Annotated in this window: 20 protein-coding genes, 2 pseudogenes and 1 other annotated feature; of the genes and pseudogenes, 15 read left to right on the top strand and 7 right to left on the bottom strand. The window is 68.9% G+C overall.

The genetic code is table 11. The annotated features are described in order from the left end of the window. Positions 1-227: pseudogene (locus tag ABD324_RS37355) on the bottom strand (IS30 family transposase); the annotation flags it as partial. Between the two features lie 52 nt (positions 228-279). After that, a pseudogene (locus ABD324_RS22295) lies at positions 280-1,229 on the bottom strand (IS3 family transposase); the annotation flags it as partial. Next, positions 796-930: a sequence feature (AL1L pseudoknot), on the bottom strand. (Overlaps the previous pseudogene by 135 nt.) Before the next feature lie 131 nt (positions 1,230-1,360). Here ABD324_RS22295 and ABD324_RS22300 point away from each other — a divergent pair. Then, positions 1,361-1,921 (top strand): DDE-type integrase/transposase/recombinase, encoded by a 561-nt coding sequence (locus ABD324_RS22300; protein ID WP_344420371.1) that lies wholly within the window; start codon positions 1,361-1,363, stop codon positions 1,919-1,921. A 33-nt stretch (positions 1,922-1,954) separates the two neighbouring features. Then, positions 1,955-2,119 carry an integrase core domain-containing protein gene (locus tag ABD324_RS37360; RefSeq protein WP_425565895.1) on the top strand — a complete coding sequence of 55 codons (165 nt, stop codon included), beginning with the start codon at positions 1,955-1,957 and terminating at the stop codon, positions 2,117-2,119. A gap of 455 nt (positions 2,120-2,574) precedes the next feature. Here the strand turns inward: ABD324_RS37360 and ABD324_RS22310 are convergent, their stop codons facing one another. Together ABD324_RS22310 and ABD324_RS22315 are read right to left on the bottom strand one after the other, a co-directional pair. Next, positions 2,575-2,805: a hypothetical protein gene (locus tag ABD324_RS22310; RefSeq protein ID WP_344420377.1), complete on the bottom strand. Its 231-nt coding sequence runs from the start codon at positions 2,803-2,805 to the stop codon at positions 2,575-2,577. A gap of 305 nt (positions 2,806-3,110) precedes the next feature. Continuing rightward, complete coding sequence (locus ABD324_RS22315) at positions 3,111-4,268, bottom strand: NAD-dependent formate dehydrogenase (protein ID WP_344420379.1); 1,158 nt, start codon at positions 4,266-4,268, stop codon at positions 3,111-3,113. A 155-nt stretch (positions 4,269-4,423) separates the two neighbouring features. Here ABD324_RS22315 and ABD324_RS22320 point away from each other — a divergent pair, with 155 nt between their 5' ends. Continuing rightward, positions 4,424-5,362, top strand: coding sequence for a LysR family transcriptional regulator (locus ABD324_RS22320; RefSeq protein WP_344420381.1), 939 nt, complete (start codon positions 4,424-4,426; stop codon positions 5,360-5,362). A 528-nt stretch (positions 5,363-5,890) separates the two neighbouring features. Here ABD324_RS22320 and ABD324_RS22325 read toward each other — a convergent pair. Next, positions 5,891-6,769 (bottom strand): aldo/keto reductase, encoded by an 879-nt coding sequence (locus ABD324_RS22325; protein ID WP_344420383.1) that lies wholly within the window; start codon positions 6,767-6,769, stop codon positions 5,891-5,893. A gap of 511 nt (positions 6,770-7,280) precedes the next feature. Then, complete coding sequence (locus tag ABD324_RS22330; RefSeq protein WP_344421792.1) at positions 7,281-8,285, bottom strand: amidohydrolase family protein; 1,005 nt, start codon at positions 8,283-8,285, stop codon at positions 7,281-7,283. A gap of 303 nt (positions 8,286-8,588) precedes the next feature. Here ABD324_RS22330 and ABD324_RS22335 point away from each other — a divergent pair, with 303 nt between their 5' ends. From ABD324_RS22335 to ABD324_RS22385, 11 genes are all read left to right on the top strand, one after another. Beyond that, complete coding sequence (locus ABD324_RS22335) at positions 8,589-9,425, top strand: helix-turn-helix transcriptional regulator (protein WP_344420386.1); 837 nt, start codon at positions 8,589-8,591, stop codon at positions 9,423-9,425. Between the two features lie 703 nt (positions 9,426-10,128). Continuing rightward, positions 10,129-10,770 (top strand): PAS domain-containing protein, encoded by a 642-nt coding sequence (locus tag ABD324_RS22340; protein WP_344420389.1) that lies wholly within the window; start codon positions 10,129-10,131, stop codon positions 10,768-10,770. Then, positions 10,683-11,696 carry an alanine racemase gene (locus tag ABD324_RS22345; RefSeq protein ID WP_344420392.1) on the top strand — a complete coding sequence of 338 codons (1,014 nt, stop codon included), beginning with the start codon at positions 10,683-10,685 and terminating at the stop codon, positions 11,694-11,696. Before ABD324_RS22340 ends, ABD324_RS22345 begins: the two co-directional genes overlap by 88 nt. Beyond that, positions 11,693-11,839, top strand: a complete 147-nt coding sequence (locus tag ABD324_RS22350) for a hypothetical protein (protein WP_344420395.1) — start codon at positions 11,693-11,695, stop codon at positions 11,837-11,839. The genes ABD324_RS22345 and ABD324_RS22350 overlap by 4 nt, the downstream gene beginning before the upstream one ends. A gap of 509 nt (positions 11,840-12,348) precedes the next feature. Continuing rightward, positions 12,349-13,227 (top strand): ABC transporter permease, encoded by an 879-nt coding sequence (locus tag ABD324_RS22355; protein ID WP_344420397.1) that lies wholly within the window; start codon positions 12,349-12,351, stop codon positions 13,225-13,227. After that, positions 13,220-14,734 (top strand): sugar ABC transporter ATP-binding protein, encoded by a 1,515-nt coding sequence (locus ABD324_RS22360; protein ID WP_344420400.1) that lies wholly within the window; start codon positions 13,220-13,222, stop codon positions 14,732-14,734. The genes ABD324_RS22355 and ABD324_RS22360 overlap by 8 nt, the downstream gene beginning before the upstream one ends. Positions 14,735-14,935: 201 nt before the next feature. Then, positions 14,936-15,844, top strand: coding sequence for a sugar ABC transporter substrate-binding protein (locus tag ABD324_RS22365; protein WP_344420402.1), 909 nt, complete (start codon positions 14,936-14,938; stop codon positions 15,842-15,844). Positions 15,845-15,874: 30 nt separating this feature from the next. Beyond that, positions 15,875-18,232: a xanthine dehydrogenase family protein molybdopterin-binding subunit gene (locus ABD324_RS22370; RefSeq protein WP_344420404.1), complete on the top strand. Its 2,358-nt coding sequence runs from the start codon at positions 15,875-15,877 to the stop codon at positions 18,230-18,232. Then, positions 18,229-19,101, top strand: a complete 873-nt coding sequence (locus ABD324_RS22375) for an FAD binding domain-containing protein (protein ID WP_344420407.1) — start codon at positions 18,229-18,231, stop codon at positions 19,099-19,101. The genes ABD324_RS22370 and ABD324_RS22375 overlap by 4 nt, the downstream gene beginning before the upstream one ends. Beyond that, a complete protein-coding gene (locus ABD324_RS22380) occupies positions 19,098-19,616 on the top strand; it encodes a (2Fe-2S)-binding protein (RefSeq protein WP_344420410.1) in 519 nt (172 codons plus the stop codon). Before ABD324_RS22375 ends, ABD324_RS22380 begins: the two co-directional genes overlap by 4 nt. A 10-nt stretch (positions 19,617-19,626) precedes the next feature. After that, positions 19,627-20,445, top strand: a complete 819-nt coding sequence (locus ABD324_RS22385; protein WP_344420413.1) for an SDR family oxidoreductase — start codon at positions 19,627-19,629, stop codon at positions 20,443-20,445. Here the strand turns inward: ABD324_RS22385 and ABD324_RS22390 are convergent. Further along, positions 20,442-21,107, bottom strand: a complete 666-nt coding sequence (locus ABD324_RS22390) for a TetR/AcrR family transcriptional regulator (protein ID WP_344420417.1) — start codon at positions 21,105-21,107, stop codon at positions 20,442-20,444. The genes ABD324_RS22385 and ABD324_RS22390 overlap by 4 nt on opposite strands. Before the next feature lie 159 nt (positions 21,108-21,266). On the opposite strand from ABD324_RS22390, the gene ABD324_RS22395 reads away from it, so the two are divergent. Next, on the top strand, positions 21,267-22,244 hold the full coding sequence (locus ABD324_RS22395) for a fumarylacetoacetate hydrolase family protein (protein WP_344420420.1): 978 nt from the start codon (positions 21,267-21,269) through the stop codon (positions 22,242-22,244). The last annotated feature ends 20 nt before the right edge of the window (positions 22,245-22,264 follow it).

Here is a 22,264-nt window from a genome sequence, read left to right on the forward strand (position 1 = left end):
CGAAACCACCGTGTACCGACCGGCACGGACACGCCCACTTTCAGCGCCGCCTCGGCTGAGGTGATGCCCGTTGCGATCTGCCGCCAGAACTGCCGCTGCACCGCACGGGAGGGCTCGGGCCGCCCAGGCGAACGCATTGGGGGCCGCAACGCCCGATCCGCCCGCCACTGACGTCGAGCCCCTTCGGGAACCTCGCTCGGCCTCGCGTTCCAGTCCTTCGTCGCCACTGCCGAGCACCTCCACTTCAGGAGGGTGTTGCGACGACCGGTTGAGTCCGCCCTGAGACCCGGCATCGGAGTGGCACCGCAGCCCGTCCAGGCGGGTTCCGCGTGACCAGCGGGCCATCTCGATGGCGTCGAGCACCATGCTGGTGCGCATGTGCCCGGCGACGCGCCAGCCGACGATCGCGCGGGAGAACGCATCGACGATGAAGCACACGTAGGCGACTCCGGCCCAGGTCGGGACGTAGGTCAGGTCGGTGACCCACAGCTGGTTCGGTGCCTCGGCCTGGAAGTGGCGTTCCACCAGGTCGGGGTGTCTTGCGGCGGCCGGGTCGGCCCGGGTGGTGCGGGTCTTCTTCGTCCGCCGCACGCCCTCGATCCCGGCCATACGCATGAGCCGGGCGACCTGATCCCGGCCCACATCGAGACCGGCCCGGCCGGCTGCCTTCCAGAGCTTGCGGGCTCCGTAGACGCGGTAGTTGTTCTCCCACAACGCGATCAGCTGCGGGATCAGCTCCGCGTCCCGGCGCGCCCGCTTCGAGGGTGGACGTGTCTTGGCGGCGTAGTAGGTGCTCGGGGCCACCTGCAGGACCCGGCAGATGGGCTCGACCCCGAGCGGCTTGCCCTCGACCACGTCGTGGCGGTGGGCGTCGATGAACGCCACTACCTGCGATGCTGGCGGTCGAGCTCCGCCCCGAAGAAACTCGCGGCCCGCTTCAGAATCTCGTTGGCCCGGCGCAGCTCGCGGATCTCCTGCTCCAGCTCACGAACCCGAGCGGTCTCGTCGGTGGTGACGCCGGGGGCCTGGCCGTCGTCGATATCGGCCTGGTGCACCCACGAGCGCACCGACTCGACCCCGTAGCCGAGCTGCTCGGCCACCCGCTTCACGGTCCCGTGAGCGTGGCCCAGCTCCGCTCGCAGGGTGCGGACCATCCGCACTGCGGCAGCCTTCTCCTCCTCGGAGTAGCGACGCGTTGTCGGCTTGCCCGGCGACTGCTCTCTCGGCATGGCTCCATCCTCGTTTCCAAGGTCAAGAGCCTCCACCGAACCCAGGGCGAGTCACCCCGGCCGAGGTCGAGGCCCGCATCGAGCGGATCCGACGGGACCGCAAGATCGGTCCGGCACTGATCGCTCACGAGTTGCGCCGCGAGGACGGGACCCGCATCTCCGCCTCCGGGGTGCACAAGGTGCTGGTCCGGCTCGGGATCTCCCGGCTGCGTGATCTCGACCCGCCCACCGGGGAACAGCTCCGTCACGCTGATCCGGCCACGACCGTGCACGGCCCGAACCGGTGGCGCCGCTACAAACGTGCCCGCCCCGGCGAGCTGGTCCACATCGACGTCAAGAAGCTGGGCCATATCCGTGACGGCGGCGGATGGTGGGCCCATGGCCGGGACTCCGCCCAGTCCAGAGCTGCCCGCTCCGGGCCGCGGGTGGGCTACGACTACGTCCATGTCGCGGTCGATGACCACTCACGGCTGGCCTACGTCGAGGTCATCAACAAGACCGAGGGCGGGGAAGACCAGCACGCCTGCACCGGGTTCCTGCGCCGCGCACACGCCTGGTTCGCCGACCACGGCGTCCGGATGGAGCGGGTCATGACCGACAACGCCTGGTCCTACCGACGCAGCAAGATGTTCGCCGCGACCTGCACCGAGCTCGGCATCGCGCAACGGTTCACCAAACCCCGCTGCCCCTGAACGAACGGCAAAGCCGAACGGTTCAACCGCACCCTGGCCCAGGAATGGGCCTACGCCACCGTCTTCGACTCCTCAGCCGAGCGTATCGCCTCGCTCCCGACCTGGCTGCACGGCTACAACTTTCACCGGCCCCACACCGCGCTCTGCGGACATCCACCCGCCCACCGCGTCAACAACCTCTGCGACCGCGACAACTAGATCGTCACGCAGCAAGGCGTCCCCACCGACACGGCGCAGCGTGCGCTCGACCTGCTCCACGCCGAGGGGCTCCCCCGCATCCTGCGTACCCGCCGCGGCGAGCCCACCGGAACTCTCGATCCAGTGGCGTCGGTGCTGCGGGCCGCCGCCGTCGCCGTCGCCGTCGAAGCTGCCGACCACATCGTCGCGCACCTCCCCACTCAGCTCGACGGCGAGGCTGCGCGCACCCATCTCAACGACTTGATCGCCGGAGTGCAGCGACTCACCGCCCGCCTGGCCCAGCCACCCAGCAGGGTCAGCGCTCCAGTTCTCGCGGCTAAGCAGCTCGGCGCCGCGCTTCCACGCCGCTGGCGCCACGTGGAGTCCATCGCCGTCCTCGCCGACCGGGTCTCCCAACGCCTCGAACCAGTCGATGCCGGAGCACTGCGGGACGCGGCATGGCTCCATGGCATCGGCTATGCACCGACGCCGTCCAGACCGGGTTCCGTCCCCCGGACGGCGCCCGCTTCCTCGATCAAGCCGGAGTCGACAGCCGCGTCGTAGCGCTGGTGGCTCACCACTCCGCAGCGATATCCGAGGCGACAGAACTCGAACTCGCCGACGATCTCGCCGTCTACCCCGACGAGTGCAGCATCGTCCGTGACCTGCTGTGATGGTGCGACATGACCGTCGGTCCGGACGGGCAAGGCCGTAACCTTCGACGAGCGGCTTCCCGAGGGTCGAGGCGACCTGGTGTGGCCGCCCCCTCGATCGATGCCCACAGCCTGATCCTCGACGGCTCGGCGTCCCTCTCCGAGAGCTCGCTCCGCATCACACCGGTCAGGGCCGTGCTCCACCGACCCGCTCCCGCGCACCGTCCCGTCGCGGGCTGCGCCGCGGACTGCGTCGAGATCGGGGGAACGTAGGCCGGCAGAACAGTGAACCCGTTCCTGTCCTGCACACTTCCGGGGCGCGCGTTCACCAGCTCGGTCCCGGCGCGCCCGGAGGCCGATCAGCCGGCAGTGTAGGAGTGTGCGCCTGTGCCGGCGAGGGCGCCGCCGTCGACGATCAGGTACTCGTCGCGGATCGGGGTCCCGCCGAAGAAGGACTCCAGGATCTCCCGGGTCCCGTCGGCGTACCGGGTCTGGGCGGACAGTGACGAGCCCGAGATGTGCGGGGTCATTCCCTGGTGGGGCATGGTTCGCCAGGGGTGGTCGGCGGGCGCCGGCTGCGGGTACCACACGTCGCCTGCGTAGCCGGCCAGTTGCCCGCTCGCCAACGCATCGACCACTGCCTGCTGGTCGACGATCAGGGCCCGCGCCGTGTTGATCAGGTATGCGCCACGGCGCATCGTCGCAAGCAAATTCTCGTCGAAGAGGTTGCGTGTCTGCGGGTGCAGAGGCGCGTTCACGGTCACGACGTCGCAGTGCGGCACCATGTCCTGTGCCGACTCGTGGAAGGTCAGGTTCAGCTCCTGCTCCAGCTCGGCAGGCAGCCGGTGCTGGTCGGTGTAGTGGAGATGCACGTCGAAAGGCGCGAGCCGACGCAGCACCGCAAGACCGATCCGGCCCGCTGCCACCGTGCCGACGTCCATGCCCTCCAAGTCGTAGGACCGGGCGACGCAGTCGGCGATGTTCCACCCACCCCGGCGAACCACATCGTGCGACGGCAGGTAGTTGCGGACCTGCGAGAGGATCATCATCACGACGTGCTCGGCAACGCTGATGCTGTTGCAGAAGGTCACCTCGGCAACCGTGATGCCGCGCGCGATCGCAGCGTCCAGATCGACGTGGTCGGAGCCGATACCCGCGGTCAGAGCCAGCTTGAGGTTCGGTGCCTTCGCGATCCGCTCAGCAGTCAGGTACGCAGGCCAGAACGGCTGGGAGATCACCACGTCGGCCTCCGGCAGGAGGCGGTCGAACTCAGAGTCCTCCCCGTCCTTGTCGGAGGTGACGAGTAGTCGGTGGCCCTGTCCCTCCAGGTAGGACCTCAGACCCAACTCACCTGAGACGCTGCCCAGCAACGTGCCGGGCGCGAAGTCGGTCGCCGACGGGGTCGGCAGGGTCTGCCCGTCCGGGTAGCGCCCCAGGGCCGGCACGCCGTCCCGGGCGTACTCCTTCGGGTAGCCGTCCGTCGGGTCGTCGTAGAGCACACAGAGCACTGTCGCCATGAACGCCTCCCAGGGGGTGTCACTTCTCTCGACCACCGTCGCGGACCGGCCCGGCGGGCCGCAACTGCGCGGCGGACCAGTTCCTCGATCCCCTCATCGGTCATACCGATCACCACACCCCCGGCACAGGCACGAATCGTGGCTAGGCTTGGCCGGTGTCCGGGGACGTAGGGATCCGCCAGCTCGAGTACCTCGCTGCTCTGGCCCGGGAACGACACTTCGGGCGAGCGGCGGCGGCCTGCCACGCGAGCCAGTCCGCGCTATCCACGGGCCTGCAGAATCTGGAGCGCCAGCTCGGCGTAACGATCGTGCGGCGCGACCGTAGCTTTGCCGGGTTCACTCCGGAGGGCTCCCGCGTCGTCGGCTGGGCCCACCGGATCCTCGCCGAACGCGACGCGCTGCGCCTCGACCTGGATCGGCTGCGGAACGGGCTGTCCGCCACCATCCGCATCGGAGCGATCCCTACCGCGGTCCCGATCACACCACTTCTCACAGCAGCATTGGTCGACCGGCACCCGCTCGCAGCGGTCCGTATCGAGGTCCTCCCCGCCGCCGAGATCAGTCGACGGCTGGCGGCCTTCGACCTCGACGCGGGACTGACCTATCTGTCGGAGGACGCGCAGCCCACGCCCTCGGTCCTTCCCCTGTACCGGGAAGGCCACGCCCTACTCACGCCGGAGGGGAACCCACTGGCCGAGCGCGACACCATCGAGCTCGCCGAGCTCGACGGTCTCGCGGTGTGCGCACTGCCCACCACGATGCAGAACCGGCAGTTCCTGGACGCGGCGCTCGCCCAGGCCGGTGCCCGTGTCAGGGCGGTGGTCGAGACCGGCACCGTCGACACCCTCTACGCGCACATCACCGATCGTCGATGGTCCGCGGTCGTCGCGCACACATGGCTTCTCGCCCACGACGTCCCGGTCGGAATGCGGGCCATCCCGCTGGCCGAGCGCATCCCGACCCCACCCGTCGGGCTGATCGCCGGCGGACCGGGCGCCCCGTCCCTCGCCTCCGCTGCGCTGCTCACCGCGGCGAAGGAGGCCGGGATCGCGGACAGGCTCCAGCGTGAGGACTGGCCGCGCGCACGCGAGTAGTATCCCGTCGGCCCGCCCCGGCCAACGAAGACGCCCATGACGGACGCGGCTCAGATTCCGACCTCAATGATGACACCAGATGGGTGAGGCCGGATATGCTGCCCGGGGACGTCGGTCGAACTGAGGCTCGTGTGACGACACGAGCTGATTGAGTTTGGCGGATGAGGACCCTTGGGAGTGGCGCGGAGCTGTCTGACCGCATCCGCCCCGGGCTCCGGCAGATTCTCGTGCTCCACGCTAACGCTGCTCTGCCACGGGATCATCGACGCGCTCACCGAACACCAGATCCCCACCGCGGCCGACACCGCCCACCAAGGCGCCGGCCCGACCGTCGCGGTCCCGCCCCCGCTGGCCGAACCCTGGCGGTCGGTGGAGGCTGTCTGGCGGCTGCTCGAGAAGGGCTTCGGGCACCAGTCGGCCTCGGCGACGACTTCGGTGGCGTCGACCGTGCCGATCCCGTTCCCACCGGGCGGCCGAGAACAATCATGGACGCGACCGCAGGCCTCGAAGACAGGCCCGATCCGGCACTCATTCAGCGACAGCGCGGGTCAGTGCCTCGACATCGGCGTCGGAGATCTCGACGCCGGCTGCGGCGGAGTTGTCCTCGACATGCGCGATGGACGAGGTGCCGGGGATGGGCAGGATCACAGGCGAGCGGCGTAGCAACCATGCGAGCGCGAGCTGGGAGGGGCTTGCTCCATGCTGCTCGGCGATGGCCGCGAGCGGACCACCGGGCTTGACGAGCGCGCCGGTGGCGAGCGGGAACCAGGGGATGAACGCCAGCCCGTTCTGCTCGGCGTACTCGAGGACGGGCTCGGCGTCGCGGTGAGCGAGGTTGTAGAGGTTCTGCACGGAGACGATCCGCGCGGTCCTGCTAGCCTCCGCAAGCTGCTCCGCGGTCACCTCGGACATACCGATGTGCCGGATGACGCCCTCGTCCTGGAGCTGCTTCAGCTCGCCGATCTGGTCGGCCAGCGGCACCGCGGGATCGACGCGGTGGAGCTGGAACAGATCGATCCGGTCGACACCGAGGAGGCGCAGGCTCATCAGGGCCTGCTGGCGCAGGTACTCGGGCCGCCCGACCGGGCGCCAGTCGTTCGGACCCGAGCGGGTGAGGCCGGCCTTGGTGGCGATCACGATGTCGTCGGCGTAAGGATGCAGGGCCTTGCGGAGCAGGGGTTCGGCGACGACGGGGCCGTAGGAGTCCGCGGTGTCGAAGAAGGTGACGCCGAGCTCGGCGGCCCTGCGGATCACGCGGACTGCCCCTTCGGGGTCTGCGGAGGGGCCCCAGATGCCGGGGCCGGTGAGTTGCATGGTCCCGTACCCGAGCCGGATCACCGGAAGGTCACCGCCGAGGTCGAAGGATCCGGACGCCACGGCGCTCGGTGCAGTCGTGCTGTCAGTCATGTCACTACCTCAAGAAGAGCGGGGATGAGCGGAAGGAAGGCCTGAGTTTGGTCACCCGGCCCGGAATCGCCGACGCGCGGCTCGCTGACCTGCAACGATGCAGGTCGAAGGTGCTGGATCCACGCACTAACGGATGCGTCGGAGAGGCGGCTTCGGGCACGTTCGCGGGGCGAATCGAGCGCCGAGAGGCCCTCGACCTGCGGTTTGCAGGACATCGACCGTCGGATTCGTCATTTGTCAGGTCTAGCGCCGGGTCCAGGAGGCGGGGACGACATGTCTCGCAGACGATCCGGCGCCGTGGCCCAGTGCGCTGAGCTGGGCAGATGCGATGCCGTCGATCCGCGAGGATGCAGTGGACTCACGCACTAAGGCGTTTGACCAAACTCGGGGAAGGCAGGCGTGAAATTCTTCAGACTGGAGAGGGATATTCGTGTCAGGGGAACCCACTCGCGCATTCAGCGGCCCTGCGTTGAAGGGGTGCGTTCGCCATCTGTTGGATCGATGTGATCCCTTAGGCGCGTTGCACGCCGGTTGCCACGCCGATCCTGGACGCTGCGGCCGGGAACATACCGAATGCGTTCTGCCCGATCGCTCGAATCTGCTCGCCGGTCAAGCCGTCGTATCCGAGGATTTCGCGGAGATTCGCGTCCATAGTGGCGTCTGTCGTGCACGGTACCCCGCAGTCGGATCCGTAAACGATGTGATCGGGAGAGGTCATGGCCAGGCCGCTCGCCAAGCCGTTGGGCGCGATTCCCGCCGTGTCGAGATACAGCCGTCGCAGGTGCTCCCGGATCTCGGTATGGGTGATGCGGTGCGGGTTCGGAACCCAGCACTCGGTTCCGAGCAGGTGCAAACGACCCGCGAGGGCGGGCAGCGCCCCGCCGCAATGAGCAACAATGAACTTGATCTCGGGATGGCGACGGAACACACCGCCGTAGAGCATGTCGGCGAATGTGCGGGCTGTCTGGAACGCGACCTCGAAGACAGCGTCGGGACGCCCCATGGTGGTTCCGTAAGCATCGGGGTGGGCGAATACGACTGCCTTGCGGCGGTTGAGCTCCGTCCATACGGGCTCGAGAAGGGGATCACCGAGGTACGTTCCTCGGTAGAAGGACGTCACAGCGAACCCGTCGGCCGCCAACTGATCCGCACGCCCGATTTCGGCAAGGCAGGCCGAAGGATCGTCGGTGGGCAAAGCGGCCAGCAGACCGAATCGATCCGGATGGTCCGCGACCACCGAGGCGCCGAAGTCGTTCGAGTCGCGCAGCGCCCGAGGGTTGGGCGGGATATTGCTGAGCAGCTGCATCTGAATGCCGGTCCGGTTCATGTAGGCCAACGTGGACTCGGCATCCCACCTCGGTGGCTCGTCGACCTGCCAGCACGCCTGGCGCAGACGCTCCAACTGCTGCGCCTCCATCTCCGCGGTGCGCGGCGGGCTGAAGTGCGCGTGCACGTCGATCCACCCGTCGACCAACGCGCCCGGCGTGGTCCCGACGGACGCCACACGTTCCATCATCACCCCTATCGGAGATCCTCGACTCGGCTGGATCGACGCTAGAGCGGACGGGAGCTGGCCGGGTAGGTGCGCCACACCCCCGGTTGTCGAGTGCCGCCGCTCACACGTAGGGGCCATCCGACCTGGGACTGGCTCGGAACCCGTGGTGAGGCAGTGCTCGAACGGCAGCGGCTCCACCCGTGACCGGTCCTGGCAGAGACCGAGCAATCGCGCGAGCCCGCCATGAGACCTGGGCTGGGGTCAGCACGGCAGGGTGAGTGCTGCTGCCACCTCTCAGCCGACAGATCCCTTAGCATTGCGTCAGTGGATGGCAGAGAAGAGCTCGGCGAGTTCTTGCGCGCTCAGCGCAACCTCGCGTCGTCGACCGCAGCGGGCTTCCCTTCTGACGAGTCGCGGCGGGTGCCGGGCCTTCGCCGGGACGAAGTCGCCTTGCTGGCCGGCGTGAGCACGGACTACTACACGCATCTGGAACAAGGGCGGGAGCGAAACCCGTCCCCGAAGGTACTGGTCGCTCTGGCTGCAGCGCTGCAGCTGGACGAGATAGCTCGTAGCCACCTGTTCCGGCTCGGTATCTCCGGCCTGCCCCAGGCTCCCTCCCCCGAGGGGGTCGAATCAGACCTGCTCCAGCTGCTCGATCGGCTGAGCGAGGTCCCGGCCTTGATCATCGGGCCCAGTCAAGACATCCTGGCCGCCAACTCCCTCGCCGCGGCCCTATACTCAGGGTTCGAACACCCCGACAATCTCGTGCGCATGATCTTCTTGGACCCGTTTGCGCGTCAATTCTTCGACAATTGGAGCTGGACCGCCGAAGTTGCCGTAAAGAACCTTCGGTCTGCGTCGGTCTATTTTCCGAACGACCCGGGGATTGCCGACCTCATCCACGAGATGACCCTCCGGAGTACCGCGTTCTCGCACCTCTGGTCACGTTACGAGATCCAGCCGAGAGCGCGCGACACGAAAACCTTTCATCATCCTGAGGTCGGGACGCTTCAGCTGATCCACGAGTCGCTTGCAGTCACAAGCGCACCAGGCCAGACGATATCGACGTACATGGCGAAGCCGGGCAGCGAGAGTGCGCTACGGCTCGAGCTCCTGGCGAAATTGGTTCACGACGGGCACTGGGAGGCCAGGGGCGCGTGAACACATTCTGATCGCAGGCACTGGCACCGTCGCTGGCTGACCGACGGCGGCCGGATCCTCGCCATCGCCGTCCGCGGCGTCCGCCCGATCGCGACCGTCCTCGCTTCACAGGTGCGCGGCCGCAGGTGGATCCGGTTCTTCAGCAGGGACCCGGTCGCGTCGCTGTTGCACGACGGCGGGCGGTTCATCGAGCGCGGGCAGCTGCACCCGGTCGGCGCCGGCGTGCCCTGGAGAGGCGCGGTGTCGCGGTGCGCGTCGCCGCGTCGGAGGTTGCGCGGTGCGCCTGCTGTCAGTGGTGAACAGAAGGGACCCGCGCATCGTCACCGCGGACGTCGAGCTGAGCGGCATGGTGATCCGCCGCGGCCGGACCGGGCTGGTCTCGCTCCCCGCCACCAACTGTGATCCGGCGACCGTCGAGCGGCCGGAGGGCGGCCTGGAGTCACGCGCGGGAAGCCGACCCACGTCGCATTCGGGCACGGCTTGCTAGCTCGGCCGGATCGAGCTGCGCCTCGGGCTCCCGGCGCAGCTGCGGTGCGTTCCCGGACTCGATGTGGCCGGGCCCGCTGAGATCCCTGTCGTTCCGCGAGCACAGCAGGGTCCACGGCGTTCACCGCGTCGACGTTCTGCCGGTCAGGTGGTGATCGCCGATGGCGTGTGCGACACTTTCTCCAAATCCGGACATTTTGTTCAACCTGAAGGTGTCGTGCCCGACGGCAGTAGCGCGGACGCCGTGTTCGCCGAGCTGTCCCCCGTGGTCGAGGGCCTCACGGCGATGTTCGCGCGCAGCTGCGAGGTGGTGCTGCACAACTATCGCCATCGGGAGCGGTCGGTCGTCGCGGTCGCCGGGACCGTCACGGGCCGGGCGGTCGAGGACACGATGAGCGAGATCGGCCTGCGCGTCCTCGCCGCCGGGGACGACACCCGCAACGAAATCGGGTACGTCACCCGGGCGCAGGACGGCCAGCTACTCAAGTGCACGACGCTGCCGTTGCGGGACGCGGACGGGATGCTGATCTGCGCGCTGTGCGTCAACATCGACCTCTCGGCCGTCCACCGCGCGACCGGGGTGCTCGCAGACCTGCTCGGGCTGTCCGTGCCGGAGGAGACGGCCCCGCCCCGCCGACCAACTTTCCGGCGACCTGGACCAGGTGCTCGGCTCCGTGGTCGACCGGGCCGAACGTGCCCACGCGCTGCCCGCGAGCGCGCCGGGGGCGCGCGGACCGGCCGGCGCTCGTCCGCTCGCTGGACGAGGCGGGGGTGTTCGGGCTGCGCGGCGCACCGGGTCAGGTCGCGAAACGTCTGGGGATCTCCCGCACAGGCCTGTACACCGACCTCGCCGAGCTGAGGAGACCCCTCCGTGACCGCTCCAGACACCCCGTTCGCCCTCGTCGACGTCGACCGGGTGGACCGCAACGCGGCCCGCCTGCGCGACCACCTGGACGCCCTCGGCGTCCCCTGCGCCTGCACGTCAAGACGGCGAAATCCGTCGAGGTCGCCCGGCGCGTCCACGGCGACTGCCCGATCACCGCGTCCACGCTCGCGGAGGCCGAGCACTCCGCCGACGCGGGCTACCGCGACATCCTCTACGCGGTAGGTATCGCCCCGCACAAGCTGCCGCGGGTCGCCGCCCTGCTGCGCCGCGGCGTCACGCTCACCGTCCTGCTCGACACCCCCTGCAAGCCGAGGCGGTGGCTCGGTTCGCCCAGGAGGAAGTCCTCCGCGTTGCCCGCCCTGGTCGAGATCGACTGCGACGGTCACCGCGGCGGCGGGGTCGTCCCTGCCGATCCCGCCCTGGTCGAGATCGGCCGTGCCCTGGGCCCCCACCTCGCCGGGGTCCTCACCCACGCCGGCGAGTCCTACTTCGCCTCCAGCCGGGAGGCGCAGCGGGAGGCCGCCGCGCAGGAACGCGACGCCGCCGTGGAGGCCGCCACCACGTTGCGGGACGCCAGCCTGCCGTGCGCGATCGTCAGCGTCGGATCGACCCCCACCGCGCACGCGGCGACCGACCTTACCGGGGTCACCGAGGTGCGCGCCGGCAACTTCGTCTTCTTCGACCTCGTCATGGCCAGCATCGGCGTCTGCAGCACGGACGACCTCGCCCTCTCCGTCGTCGTCACTGTGATCGGCCACCAGCCCGACAGGAATCGGGTCCTCACCGACGGCGGCTGGATGGCCACCTCGCGGGACCGCGGCACGCAGGTGCAGGCCGTCGACCAGGGCTACGGGCTCGTCACCGACCTCGACGGCCGCCTGGTCCCGACCTCCTCATGACCGGGGCGAGCCAGGAGCACGGCATCCTCGGCATCCGGGACGGCAGGCCCGTTCCCACCCTGCCGATCGGCACCCGCCTGCGGATCCTGCCCAACCACGCCTGCGCCCCACCGACAACATGGTCGCGCCTGCGCGGGTGGTGACGACCGTTCACCCTCAGCAAGAGACACGTTCTCCCTGGCAGCAGCTCTTCGTCTGCTGTGCCACGCTCGGTAGTCCTGCTTGCGATGTTGGTGACCGGGCCGTTCGGGTGGGCCGGAGCAGGCGGTGCTCACACCGGCTGAAGCCGCCTGCAGTTCGCGGGGGCCATGTGAAGACGGCGTCGTCCCCAGATGTCCCGGTACCCGGGACGAGGCACTGCCCACACCGGCATGAACTCTCGACGAGGCATCGGCGCCTGCAACGGCGCCCGAAGTGGCGGTTGACACCTCTTCGCCACGGGCTAGAATAACGACTCGATGCGTTTCGTTTTGAATCGCGCGGCTCGTTAGGCAACGACGCCCCACCGTCCGGGAGAGCCATGTCCATCCAAGTGCAGCCACCTGAGACCCAACTCGCGCCAACGAATACCAAGCGCTGGTCCGATCTCGTTCGGAGTGTTCAAAGGAGCGCCGTCGGCGATCACGCAATCCTCCTCGGTGTTCTCGTCGCCATGGCGGTCTTCTTCGTCATCGCCGAGCCACTGTTCGGATCGTCGGGGAACCTCCAGAATCTCGCCAGCCAGTCGGCTGTGCTCGCGATGGTCGCCGCCGGCCAGCTCTTCGCCGTGCTCGGTGGCGGCATCGACCTGTCGGTCGGCGCCCAGGTCGGACTGCTATCGATCATCGCGGTCGATCTGTCGCACATCCTGCCGCTCGGCCTCGTCTTCCTGGCGACCCTCGCGGTCGGATGCCTTGTCGGCCTCATCAATGGCCTGGCCGTCACCCGCCTGAAGATCTCGCCGATCATCGCCACGGTGGCGATGCTGCAGATTCTGACCGGGGTCAACCTCGCATATACCAAGGGGTTGCCGCGGCGGAACTTCGATCCGCTCTACACCGCGCTGGGAACGCAGAAGATTCTGGGCCTGCCGATCGCGGCGATCCTCGCCGTCGTCGTCGCCATCGTCGCCGCCTTCGTCCTGCGCCGCACCGTCTTCGGCCGCTACACCTACGCGATCGGCGGCAACTCCGACGCGGCACTCTTGTCCGGCATCAACGTGCGCTCGGTCAAACTCGGTACGTACGTCGTATGCAGTCTCTTCGCGGCGCTCGGCGCGCTCACGCTCTCGTCCCGGACCGGATCGGGCATCCCCGACCTCGGGTCCGGACTTGAGATCACCAGCATCGCCGCAGTCTTCATCGGCGGCATCGCCTGGGGAGGCGGACGGGGAACCGTGCTCGGCGCGATGCTCGGAGTCATCCTGATCGCGATGCTCGGCAACGGTCTGGACCTACTGTCGGTACAGACCAACGTGCAGACGATCGTGACCGGGATACTCATGGCCGCAGCCGTCGCGCTGACTCAGTTGCGACGAGGTTCTCGTGCCTGAGGAGTTCGCAAGCGTCCGCGGGATCGGCAAGACGTACGGCGCAGTACGCGCACTCGACGACGTCTCGCTGAGCTTTCATGAGGGCCAGGTGCATGCACTGCTCGGGGAGAACGGAAGCGGCAAGAGCACACTGGTCAAGTTGCTGGCCGGGGTGACCGAGCCGACCGCGGGCACGGTGATCCTCGGCGGCGAGCCCATTCGCATGTCCAGCCCGCACTTCGCCATGCAGAACGGCGTCGTCACGATCTTCCAGCAGTCTCAGACCGTCCCGGACCTCACCGTTGCCGAGAACATCTTCCTCGGCAACGAGCGCCGCCGGTTCGGCGTGATCGACCGGGGCCAACGTGAGGCCGCTCGCGACATCCTGTCGTCGCTCGAGGCCGACATCGGGCTCGACGAGAAGGTGCGGACCCTCTCCGTGGCGGGGCAGCAGATCGTGGCCATCGCCAAGGCTCTGATGATGCGAGCGAAGTTGCTCATTCTGGACGAGCCGACTGCGTCGCTGGGGCATCTCGAGGCCGATCAGCTGTTCCGACGTGTCGAGCGCCTCCGGGAGCGCGGGCTGGCGATCATCTACATCACCCACCGGATGGCGGAGGTCGAGCGGCTCGCGGATGTCGTCAGCATCCTGAAGGACGGCCGGCACGTGACGACGCAGCCCGCGAGTGCGCTCACCCGCGCGGACACAGTGCGGTTGATGGTCGGGCGGGAGCTTGAGCAGCTCTTCCCCGCGCGGTCCGAGCCGCGGGCCCGTGTCGTGCTCCGCGCGCGTGACTTGCGGTCGGGCGACGGTCAGGTGCTGCTTGAACACCTGGACGTCCACGAGGGCGAGGTCGTGGGCTTCGCGGGCCTGGAAGGATCGGGCCGGGCGACGATCGTCCGCATGCTGGGCGGAGTAGAGCGACCTGCCGCCGGCGAACTGAAGGTCAATGACCAGGACGTGCTCCGAGCGAGCACCCGAGATGCCATCAACCGCGGCCTCGCGTTCGTCCCGCCCGACCGGCTCAACGACGGACTGATCTCGACCTTCACCATCCGCGCATCCATCAGTCAGGCGGCGCTACCACTCCTGTCCCGGCTGTCGGTGATCCAGTCAGGCCGGGAGCGTCGGACCGCGTCGGAGCAAGCACGCCAAATGCGTGTGAAGGCTCGCTCCTTGAACGCGAACATCCTGACGCTGTCCGGCGGCAATCAGCAGAAGGTCATGATCGCTCGCACCCTCGCAGCGCGCGTGCGCGCACTCGTCATGGACGAGCCCACCGCTGGGGTCGACGTCGGCGCCCGAGGGGACATCTACACCCATCTGTGCTCGATGACCGCCGAGGGCACGGCCATCGTCGTCTCGTCCTCCGACATGGTCGAACTCATCGGTATATGCCACCGCATCCTGGTGGTACGCGAGGGCCGCGTCGTCGAGGAGATATCGGCGGCGGAAGCAACAGAGGAAAGAATCATGGCGTCGCAACTCCCCGTCGCCTCCGTGCACGATTCTCACCATGAGGAATAGGCCATGAACAGTGCAAAGATGCACTATTCCGGTAAGCGAGCCCGGTCCGTGTGGGCGGTCGCCCTGGTCGCTGGACTCATGCTCCTCCCGGCCTGCGCGACGGCAAACGGAACGGGCGGAGCCGGAGCCGGCCAGAACCCGGCGGGCGGAGCCGCAGGCCCCGCGTCAGTGGGACTCCTGAACGACTATTCGCTCCCGAAGGTGGATAAGCCCGCTAAGCGCTACAAGATCTTCGTCGTCCAGGCCCACCAGACCGACGCCTTCGCCCAAAGCTCCGCGGCGGCGATCAAGCAGCAGGGCGAGGACCTCGGTGTCGACGTCACCGTGCTGGATGCAGGGGGGTACACCGAGGTCCAGAAGCAGATCTCTCAGATCCAGGCCGCGACGGCGCAGAAGCCGGACGCCATCGTCGTGTGGTCGACCGACCCGACGGCGATCGTCCCGGCGCTCAAGGAGGCCGAGCGGGGCGGCGCCAAGATCTACGGGTGGATCCAGCCGCCCACCATGGACAGCCTCGTGGCCACGGTCAACTCCGACTACACCAGCGACGCGAAGGCCTATTCCAAGGCCCTGTTCGACTACATTGGCGGCAGCGGGGAAGTCATGGCTGCCTTCGGTGCCTGCGCCTCCCAGTACTACACCGACCTGCACAAGGGTATGGAGGCGGCATTGGCGGAGTACCCGAACATCAAGCTGGTCACCGACGAGTGCAGCCCGGACTTCGACCCCTCGAAGACCGAGACGCTCGTGTCCAACACCCTCACATCGCACCCGGAGCTCAAGGGCGTCGTCACCTCGCTGGTGCAGCAGGCGGTCGGCGCGGTGACGGCGGCGCAGACCGCGGGCAAGTCGGGGCAGGTGACCGCTGTCGGTGAGGCCCTCGCCGACTGCGGCCAGATCCAGCTGCTCAAGCAGGGCCAGCTGCCCATCATTGCCGGCCTCCCGGCCGTGTACTTCGGGCAGCTGATGATGAGCACGGTCGTCCAGAGCCTCGAGGGCCAGCCCGTGGAGAAGCAGCAGATCGTGCCCAGCAACGTATACACCAAGGAAAACATCGACAAGGCGCCGCTGAACCTCGAGCTCGCGGACAACTTCCGGAACGGTTGCTGATGCTCCATGCGATCGCTTGACGAACGCTGGGTGACCCCTGGTCAGCCGGTCCGGCGCAGGGACGGTGACCTCCTGGTCACCGGACATGCACTCTACGTCGACGACTTCCGGGAGCCGGGGACGCTGCACATGGCGGTCCTGCGCAGCCCGCACCCCCACGCCCGGATCTCCTCCATCGACACCACCTCGGCGATGTCGGTGCGGGGCGTGCGCGCGATCGTGACCGGGAAGGACGTGCAGGCCGCGATCGGGCCGGTCCCGCACTGGTTCGATCCCGCGAACTTCGGGGGCAACACGAGCGACTTCCCGGCCCTGCCGGTCGACGAGGTCGTCTACGCGGGCCAGCCGGTCGTCGCCGCGGCGGCGGAGTCGAAGGCGCAGGCCGAGGCTGCGCTGGCGGCGGTACGGGTCGAGTACGTCCCGCTGCCCTTCGTCACGTCGGTGCCCGAGGCGATTCGCGAGGACGCACCGCTGGTGTTCGGCCGCTGGGACCGTAACGTCGCACTGGGGGACACCATCTCCTTCGGCGACGCGGCGGGGGCGCTTGAGCGGGCTGACCACCGGGCAAGCGACACCTTCTCCATCCAGCGCTACCAGACCGCGCCGCTGGAGCCCCGCGCCTACCTCGCGAGGTGGGGCCGGGACGGGCGGCTCACCTACCACTGCAACACCCAGAGCCCCCACCAGATGCGGGGCAACCTCGCGGCGATGTTCGGCGTGCCCGAGCCCCACGTCCGCGTGATCACGCCCAAGGTGGGCGGCGCCTTCGGCCACAAGTTCCACGGCTACCCCGAGGAACCGCTGGTCGCGCTGATGGCCAAGACGTGCGGTGCGCCCGTCAAGTGGATCGAGTCGCGGGAGGAGGCCATGCTGGTCGGCGCCCGCGAGTTCGAGCACGACTTCGAGGTCGGTTTCATGGCCGACGGCGAGATCACTGCGATCCGCAGCAAGGTCTGGTCCAACGTCGGCGCGCTCGGGGCCGCGGGCGGCTGGCCGATGACGGTCGTCAGCGCCATGACGATCCCCGGACCCTACGAGATCCCCAACACCGAGTGCAGCTACGAGGTGGTCGTCTCCAACAAGGCGCCGTGGAACGGAGCCCGCGGGTACGGCAAGGAGTCGGCCGCCATCGTCCTCGAGCGCATGGTGGAGATGGTCGCCGAGCGCCTCGGCATGGACCCGGTGGCCGTCCGCCTTCGGAACTTCCCGCCCCCGGAGGTCTTTCCCCACTGGCTCGGCGGTAAGCGGCTGGACAGCGGTAACTACGCGGTGGTCCTCGAGCGGGCCGTCGAGATGTCGGGCTACCGGGAGCGGCGCCGGGCGTGCCGGGACGAGCGCACCGACACCACGGTGTTCGGCGTCGGCATCGGGTTCGAGCTGACGCCGGAGGGCGGGGACTGGCATGGCGGCCTGCTCCGCGGCTTCGACACCTCGACCGTCCGCATGGACCCCTCGGGGGACGTCACCGTCCTCACCGGGGTGACGAGCCCGGGCACCGGCAACGAGACCGGGATCGCCCAGGTCGTGGCATTCGAGCTCGGCGTGGAGTTCCGCGCCGTCACCGTGCTCCAGGGCGACACCGACACAGTCCCGTACGGGTTCGGCAACTCCAGCAGCCGGAGCCTGAACCTGGGCGGCGCGTCCGCGGCGCTGGCCTGCCGGGAGCTTCGCGTCAAGCTGGTCGCCGCTGCCGCGTACACCTGGAACGTGCCGGGGGAGACCATCCACTTCCGCAACGGCCGGGTCGGCTGCGACGGCGACGCGTCGCTCGGGATGACCATCGGCGAGCTGGCGTACGCGGTCTACACGGCCCCGATGCCGGTGCGCGAGCTCATGCCGCCGCAGCTGGAGGCCACTGCGACGTACTGGCCGGCCAACCTCGACCACGACCCGCCGGGCCCCGGGGGGATCACGCACACCCCCTACCCGACGTTCCCGTACTCCGCACACGTCGCCCAGGTCGCGGTCGACGTGGAGACGGGGCTGGTCAAGCTGGTCGGGTACGACGCCGTCCACGACTGCGGCACCGTGGTCAACCCGATGTTCGTCGAGGGGCAGTTCCACGGCGCGATCGCCATGGGCCTCGGCGGCGCGCTGAGCGAGATGAACGCCTACGGTGCCGACGGCATGCTGCAGTCGACGACGTTCAAGACCTACCTGCCCATCCGGGCGACCGACCTCCCCGACCTGCGGACCGACCACGTCGTGACGCCCTCGCCGGTCACGCTGCTCGGCACCAAGGGTGCGGGCGAGGGCGGGGTAGGCGGGGCACTCGCCGCGGTGATGAACGCCGTGAACGACGCCGTCGGCCAGGTGGGGGCGACCCTGCGCCGTTTCCCCGCCCGGCCGCCGGCCGTCCTGGCCGCTCTCCAGGAGGCGCGCCGATGATCCCGCCCCATGTGCGTTACCTGACCTTCCCGGACCTCGGGTCGGCGTGCGCGGCGCTCGCGGCCGAGCGGAAGTACGTCGCGCTGGGCGGCGGCACCGTCGTTGTGCCGGAGCTCGTCCGACGGGAACGACACGCCGACGCCATGGTCGAGCTCCGCGGCCTGGTCCCCGACGGCGTCACGGTCGGGGAGGGCGAGGTGGAGTTCGGCGCGCTGGCGACGTACACCACCGTCGCCCGCGATCCTCGCCTGCAGGAGGCGGCACCGCTGCTGCGGCAGCTGGCCGCGGGGATCACCGGTGGCGCCCAGCTCCGCAACCAGGCGACCCTGGTGGGGTCGGCGTGCCGGGCAATCCCGTCGTCGGACGTGCCGGCGGCGCTCGTCGGCCTAGACGCGACGATGCGCGTCCAGGGGCCGTCGTCGAGCCGCGACATCGCCGCGACCGACTTCTTCCTGGGGGCGTTCCGCACGGCCCTGGCCCCAGGCGAGATCGTGCGCTCCGTGGTCGTCCCCAGCCATCCGGGCGGCTACGGCTACCTCAAGTTCAAGTTCAGTGAGAGCAGCTGGCCCATCGTCACCGCGGCCGCCTTCGTCCGGGACGGCGCCTCGCCCGGCGGCCCGCGCTGGGCCACGATCGGCGTCGGCGGGCTCGCCCCCGTGCCCGCGCGGGTCGATCTCGACCTGGACGGGTCGCTGCCCACGGCGGCGGACCTGAACGACCTGCTGGCGGAGCAGACGTCGGCGTACTGGAGCGACGAGCTCGCCGACGGCAACTACCGCCGCAGCATCGCCGGCGCCATCGCCCGGCGGGCGCTCGCCCAGGCCGCGACGCGCCACCAGGACAGCGCGACCGACCGAGGAGGCGAATGACCATGACGCACGTCGATCCCGCGCCGCACCGGACAGTGTCGTGCACCGTCAACGGCAAGGACGTCCAGGTGCGGTGCCGAGACGGGGCACTGCTCGTCGAGATGATCCGCGACACGCTGGACCTCACCGGGACGCACATCGGCTGCCTCAACGGCGACTGCGGGGTGTGCACCGTGCGGGTCGACGGACAGGTGACGAAGTCGTGCCTGTACCTGGCCGCCCGCGCCGAGGGCGCCGAGGTCACGACGATCGAGGGCGTGGCGGAGGAGGGCACGCTCCACGAGGTCCAGCAGGCGCTCTGGAACGGCGAGGGGTTCCAGTGCGGGTTCTGCGTCCCCGGCCAGGTCTTCTGTGCCATGGACCTGCTGGAGTCGAACACCACCCCGTCCGACGGCCAGATCCGCCACGCGATCAGCGGGAACCTCTGCCGCTGCACCGGCTACCAGAAGATCGTCGAGGCGATCCACGATGCGTCGACGCGTCTCGACCCGACCGAGAAGACCGCTACACACTGAGGAGTACACAATGGATCTGCACCTTTCCGGACGGACCGCCCTGATCACGGGCGGCAGTCAGGGGCTGGGTCTCGCGATCGCCGAGGAACTGGCCTCGGAAGGGGTCAACCTGGTCCTGGTTGCCCGCGACCAGGACAACCTCGAGCAGGCGAAGAAGGACCTCACCGCGAGGTTCGCGGTGAATGTCTCGATCGACGCGGCCGACATCGCGGTTGCGGGCACGGCAGAGCGGCTCGCCGCCTCGCACCCGGACGTCGACATCGTGGTGAACGGGGCGAACAAGCCCTCGGGTGGCACCCTGGAGAGCCTCCCGGACGAGCAGTGGATGCAGAACTGGTCGGTCAAGCCGTTCGGATACGTCCGGGTGCTGCGGGCGTTCCTGCCCGTGCTGCGGAACCATCCGAACGCGGTCGTGGTCAACCTGGTTGGATCGCTCGGCAAGGCCCCTTCCTACAAGGGCATCTACTCTGCGATGAGCTGCTCGGCGCTGGCGACCCTCACGATCGGCATGGCGGACCAGCTCGCCGCCGACGGCATCCGGATCGTCGGCGTCAACTCCTTCGTGGTGCTCACCGAGGACATCATCGACAAGTACCGTGACCTGGCCGCCAAGCGGTTCGGCGACGAGGGCCGCTGGGAGGAGATCATCGAACACCTGCCGTTCGGGCGCGGTGCCCGGCCGGAGGAGATCGCCGACCTGGTGGCGTTCCTGGCGTCGGATCGGGCCGGCTACATCAGCGGGCAGGTGATCGACGTCGACGGCGGGTTCGTCAACAGCAGCCTGCCGGCGTCCGTGCGGGGGCCGCTGGCGCTCGAGAGCGCCAACTAGGCAGGATCGGCGTGGCCGGGCTCGTGGTCCGAGGGACCGAGGACCTGCTCGACGAGACGGTCGACGAACGCGGTGTCGATCTCGTGGTTGCGCACCAGCAGAGCGAAGTACATCGCCCCGTACAGCGAATCCATGATGACATCCGGGTTGGCGTCCCCGGCCACCTGTCCGGCCGCCACCGCCGCCTGGAGCGCGACTCGCGGCGCCCGCCGCTGCGGGTCGATGTACTGCTCCCGGAAAGTGGCGGCCAAGTCGTCGTCGTGCTGCATCTCGGCAATGATCTCGGCGAGCGTGCGGCCGAGGGTCGTGTTCAGGACGTCGACCATCTTCCGCAGATGGAGCCGGAAGTCGTGTCGAATGTCCCCGGTCGACACGAACGGCAGCTCCGGGATCATTTCGGCGACGAATGCCTCCATCGCCAGGCTGGCTTTGCTGGGCCACCACCGATAGATGGTCGCCTTGCTCGTTCCAGAACGGGCGGCGACGGCCTCGACGGTGAGTGCCATCAGCCCACTCTCCTCGAGCAGGTCGATGGTGGCACGCCGGATGGCCAGGTGCGACTCCCGGCTGCGGGGCCGGCCGTGGGGCCGCCGCCGGCGCGGTGCCGACGACCCGGATTCGTCGGTTGGATCGGAGCCGGAAGGCGACTCGATCACCGGCATCTCACTCCATTGATCGGTGTTTTCGGAACCTCGGCGTCGAGTTTTGCGCGACGTACCGGTTCCTCAGTGTACCGGTCACGGAACGCACGGGGACGGGAGGGGCGATCGTGGGCCCCGCCACTCCAACATTGTCACACTCTCGGTGAGAAGGGAAATGAAATGAAGCTCGCAAGTCTGAAGAATGGCACACGAGATGGTGCGCTGGTCGTCGTATCACGCGATCTGAAGCGTGCGGTGGAGGTCGGCTCGATCGCCCCGACGCTGCAGGCCGCGCTCGACGACTGGGCAACGGTCCGGCCGCAGCTGGAGCGGGTCTCCGAGGAGCTGAACGCCGGCGACGTGCCGGGCGCGTTCGCCTTCGACGAGCCGGCGGTCGAGTCGGCGCTCCCGCGTGCCTACCAGTGGCTCGACGGGTCCACCTACCTCAGCCACTACAACCGGATCAAGCCCGAGATGCTGGTCACGGGCCTAGAGCCGCCGGCGGACGGCATCCCGATCCTGTACCAGGGCACCGGCGACGACTTCCAGCCGCCGCACGGCGACCTGGTCCTGCCCGACGAGTCGCACCACATCGACTTCGAGCTGGAGCTGGCCGTCGTCACCGACGACGTCCCGCTCGGCACCACGCCGGAACGCGCCCTCGACCACGTCGTGCTGGTCGGCATCATCAACGACGTCAGCCTGCGCGGGCTGATCGCGGCCGAGCTGGCCACCGGGTTCGGGCCCATCACCGCGAAGCCGTCCAGCTGCCTGTCGCCCGTGCTGGTCACCCCGGACGAGCTCGGGTCCGCCTGGCACGCGGACGGCATCGACCTCGCCGCGTTCGTCGAGCTCAACGGCGAGCTGGTGGCCCAGCCGAACGCCCGGGGGATGAAGTACGGCTTCGACGTGCTCATCTCGCGGGCCGCGACGACCAGGAGGCTGGGGGCCGGGACCGTCGTCGGGTCCGGCACCGTCTCCAACCTGTCCGACGAGGTCGGCTACGCCTGCATCGCCGAGCGCCGCGCCGTCGAGACCGCCACCTCCGGGGCGCCGACGACGCCGTTCCTCAAGCACGGTGCCCGCTTCCGGATGTGGATGGACCTCGACGGAATGTCGATCTTCGGAACGATAGACCAACGAGTCGTCATCTCGTGACCGGCACGGCCCCGTCTCTT

It is taken from the genome of Pseudonocardia ailaonensis (assembly GCF_039531635.1).
GTDB classification, from domain to species: domain Bacteria; phylum Actinomycetota; class Actinomycetes; order Mycobacteriales; family Pseudonocardiaceae; genus Pseudonocardia; species Pseudonocardia ailaonensis.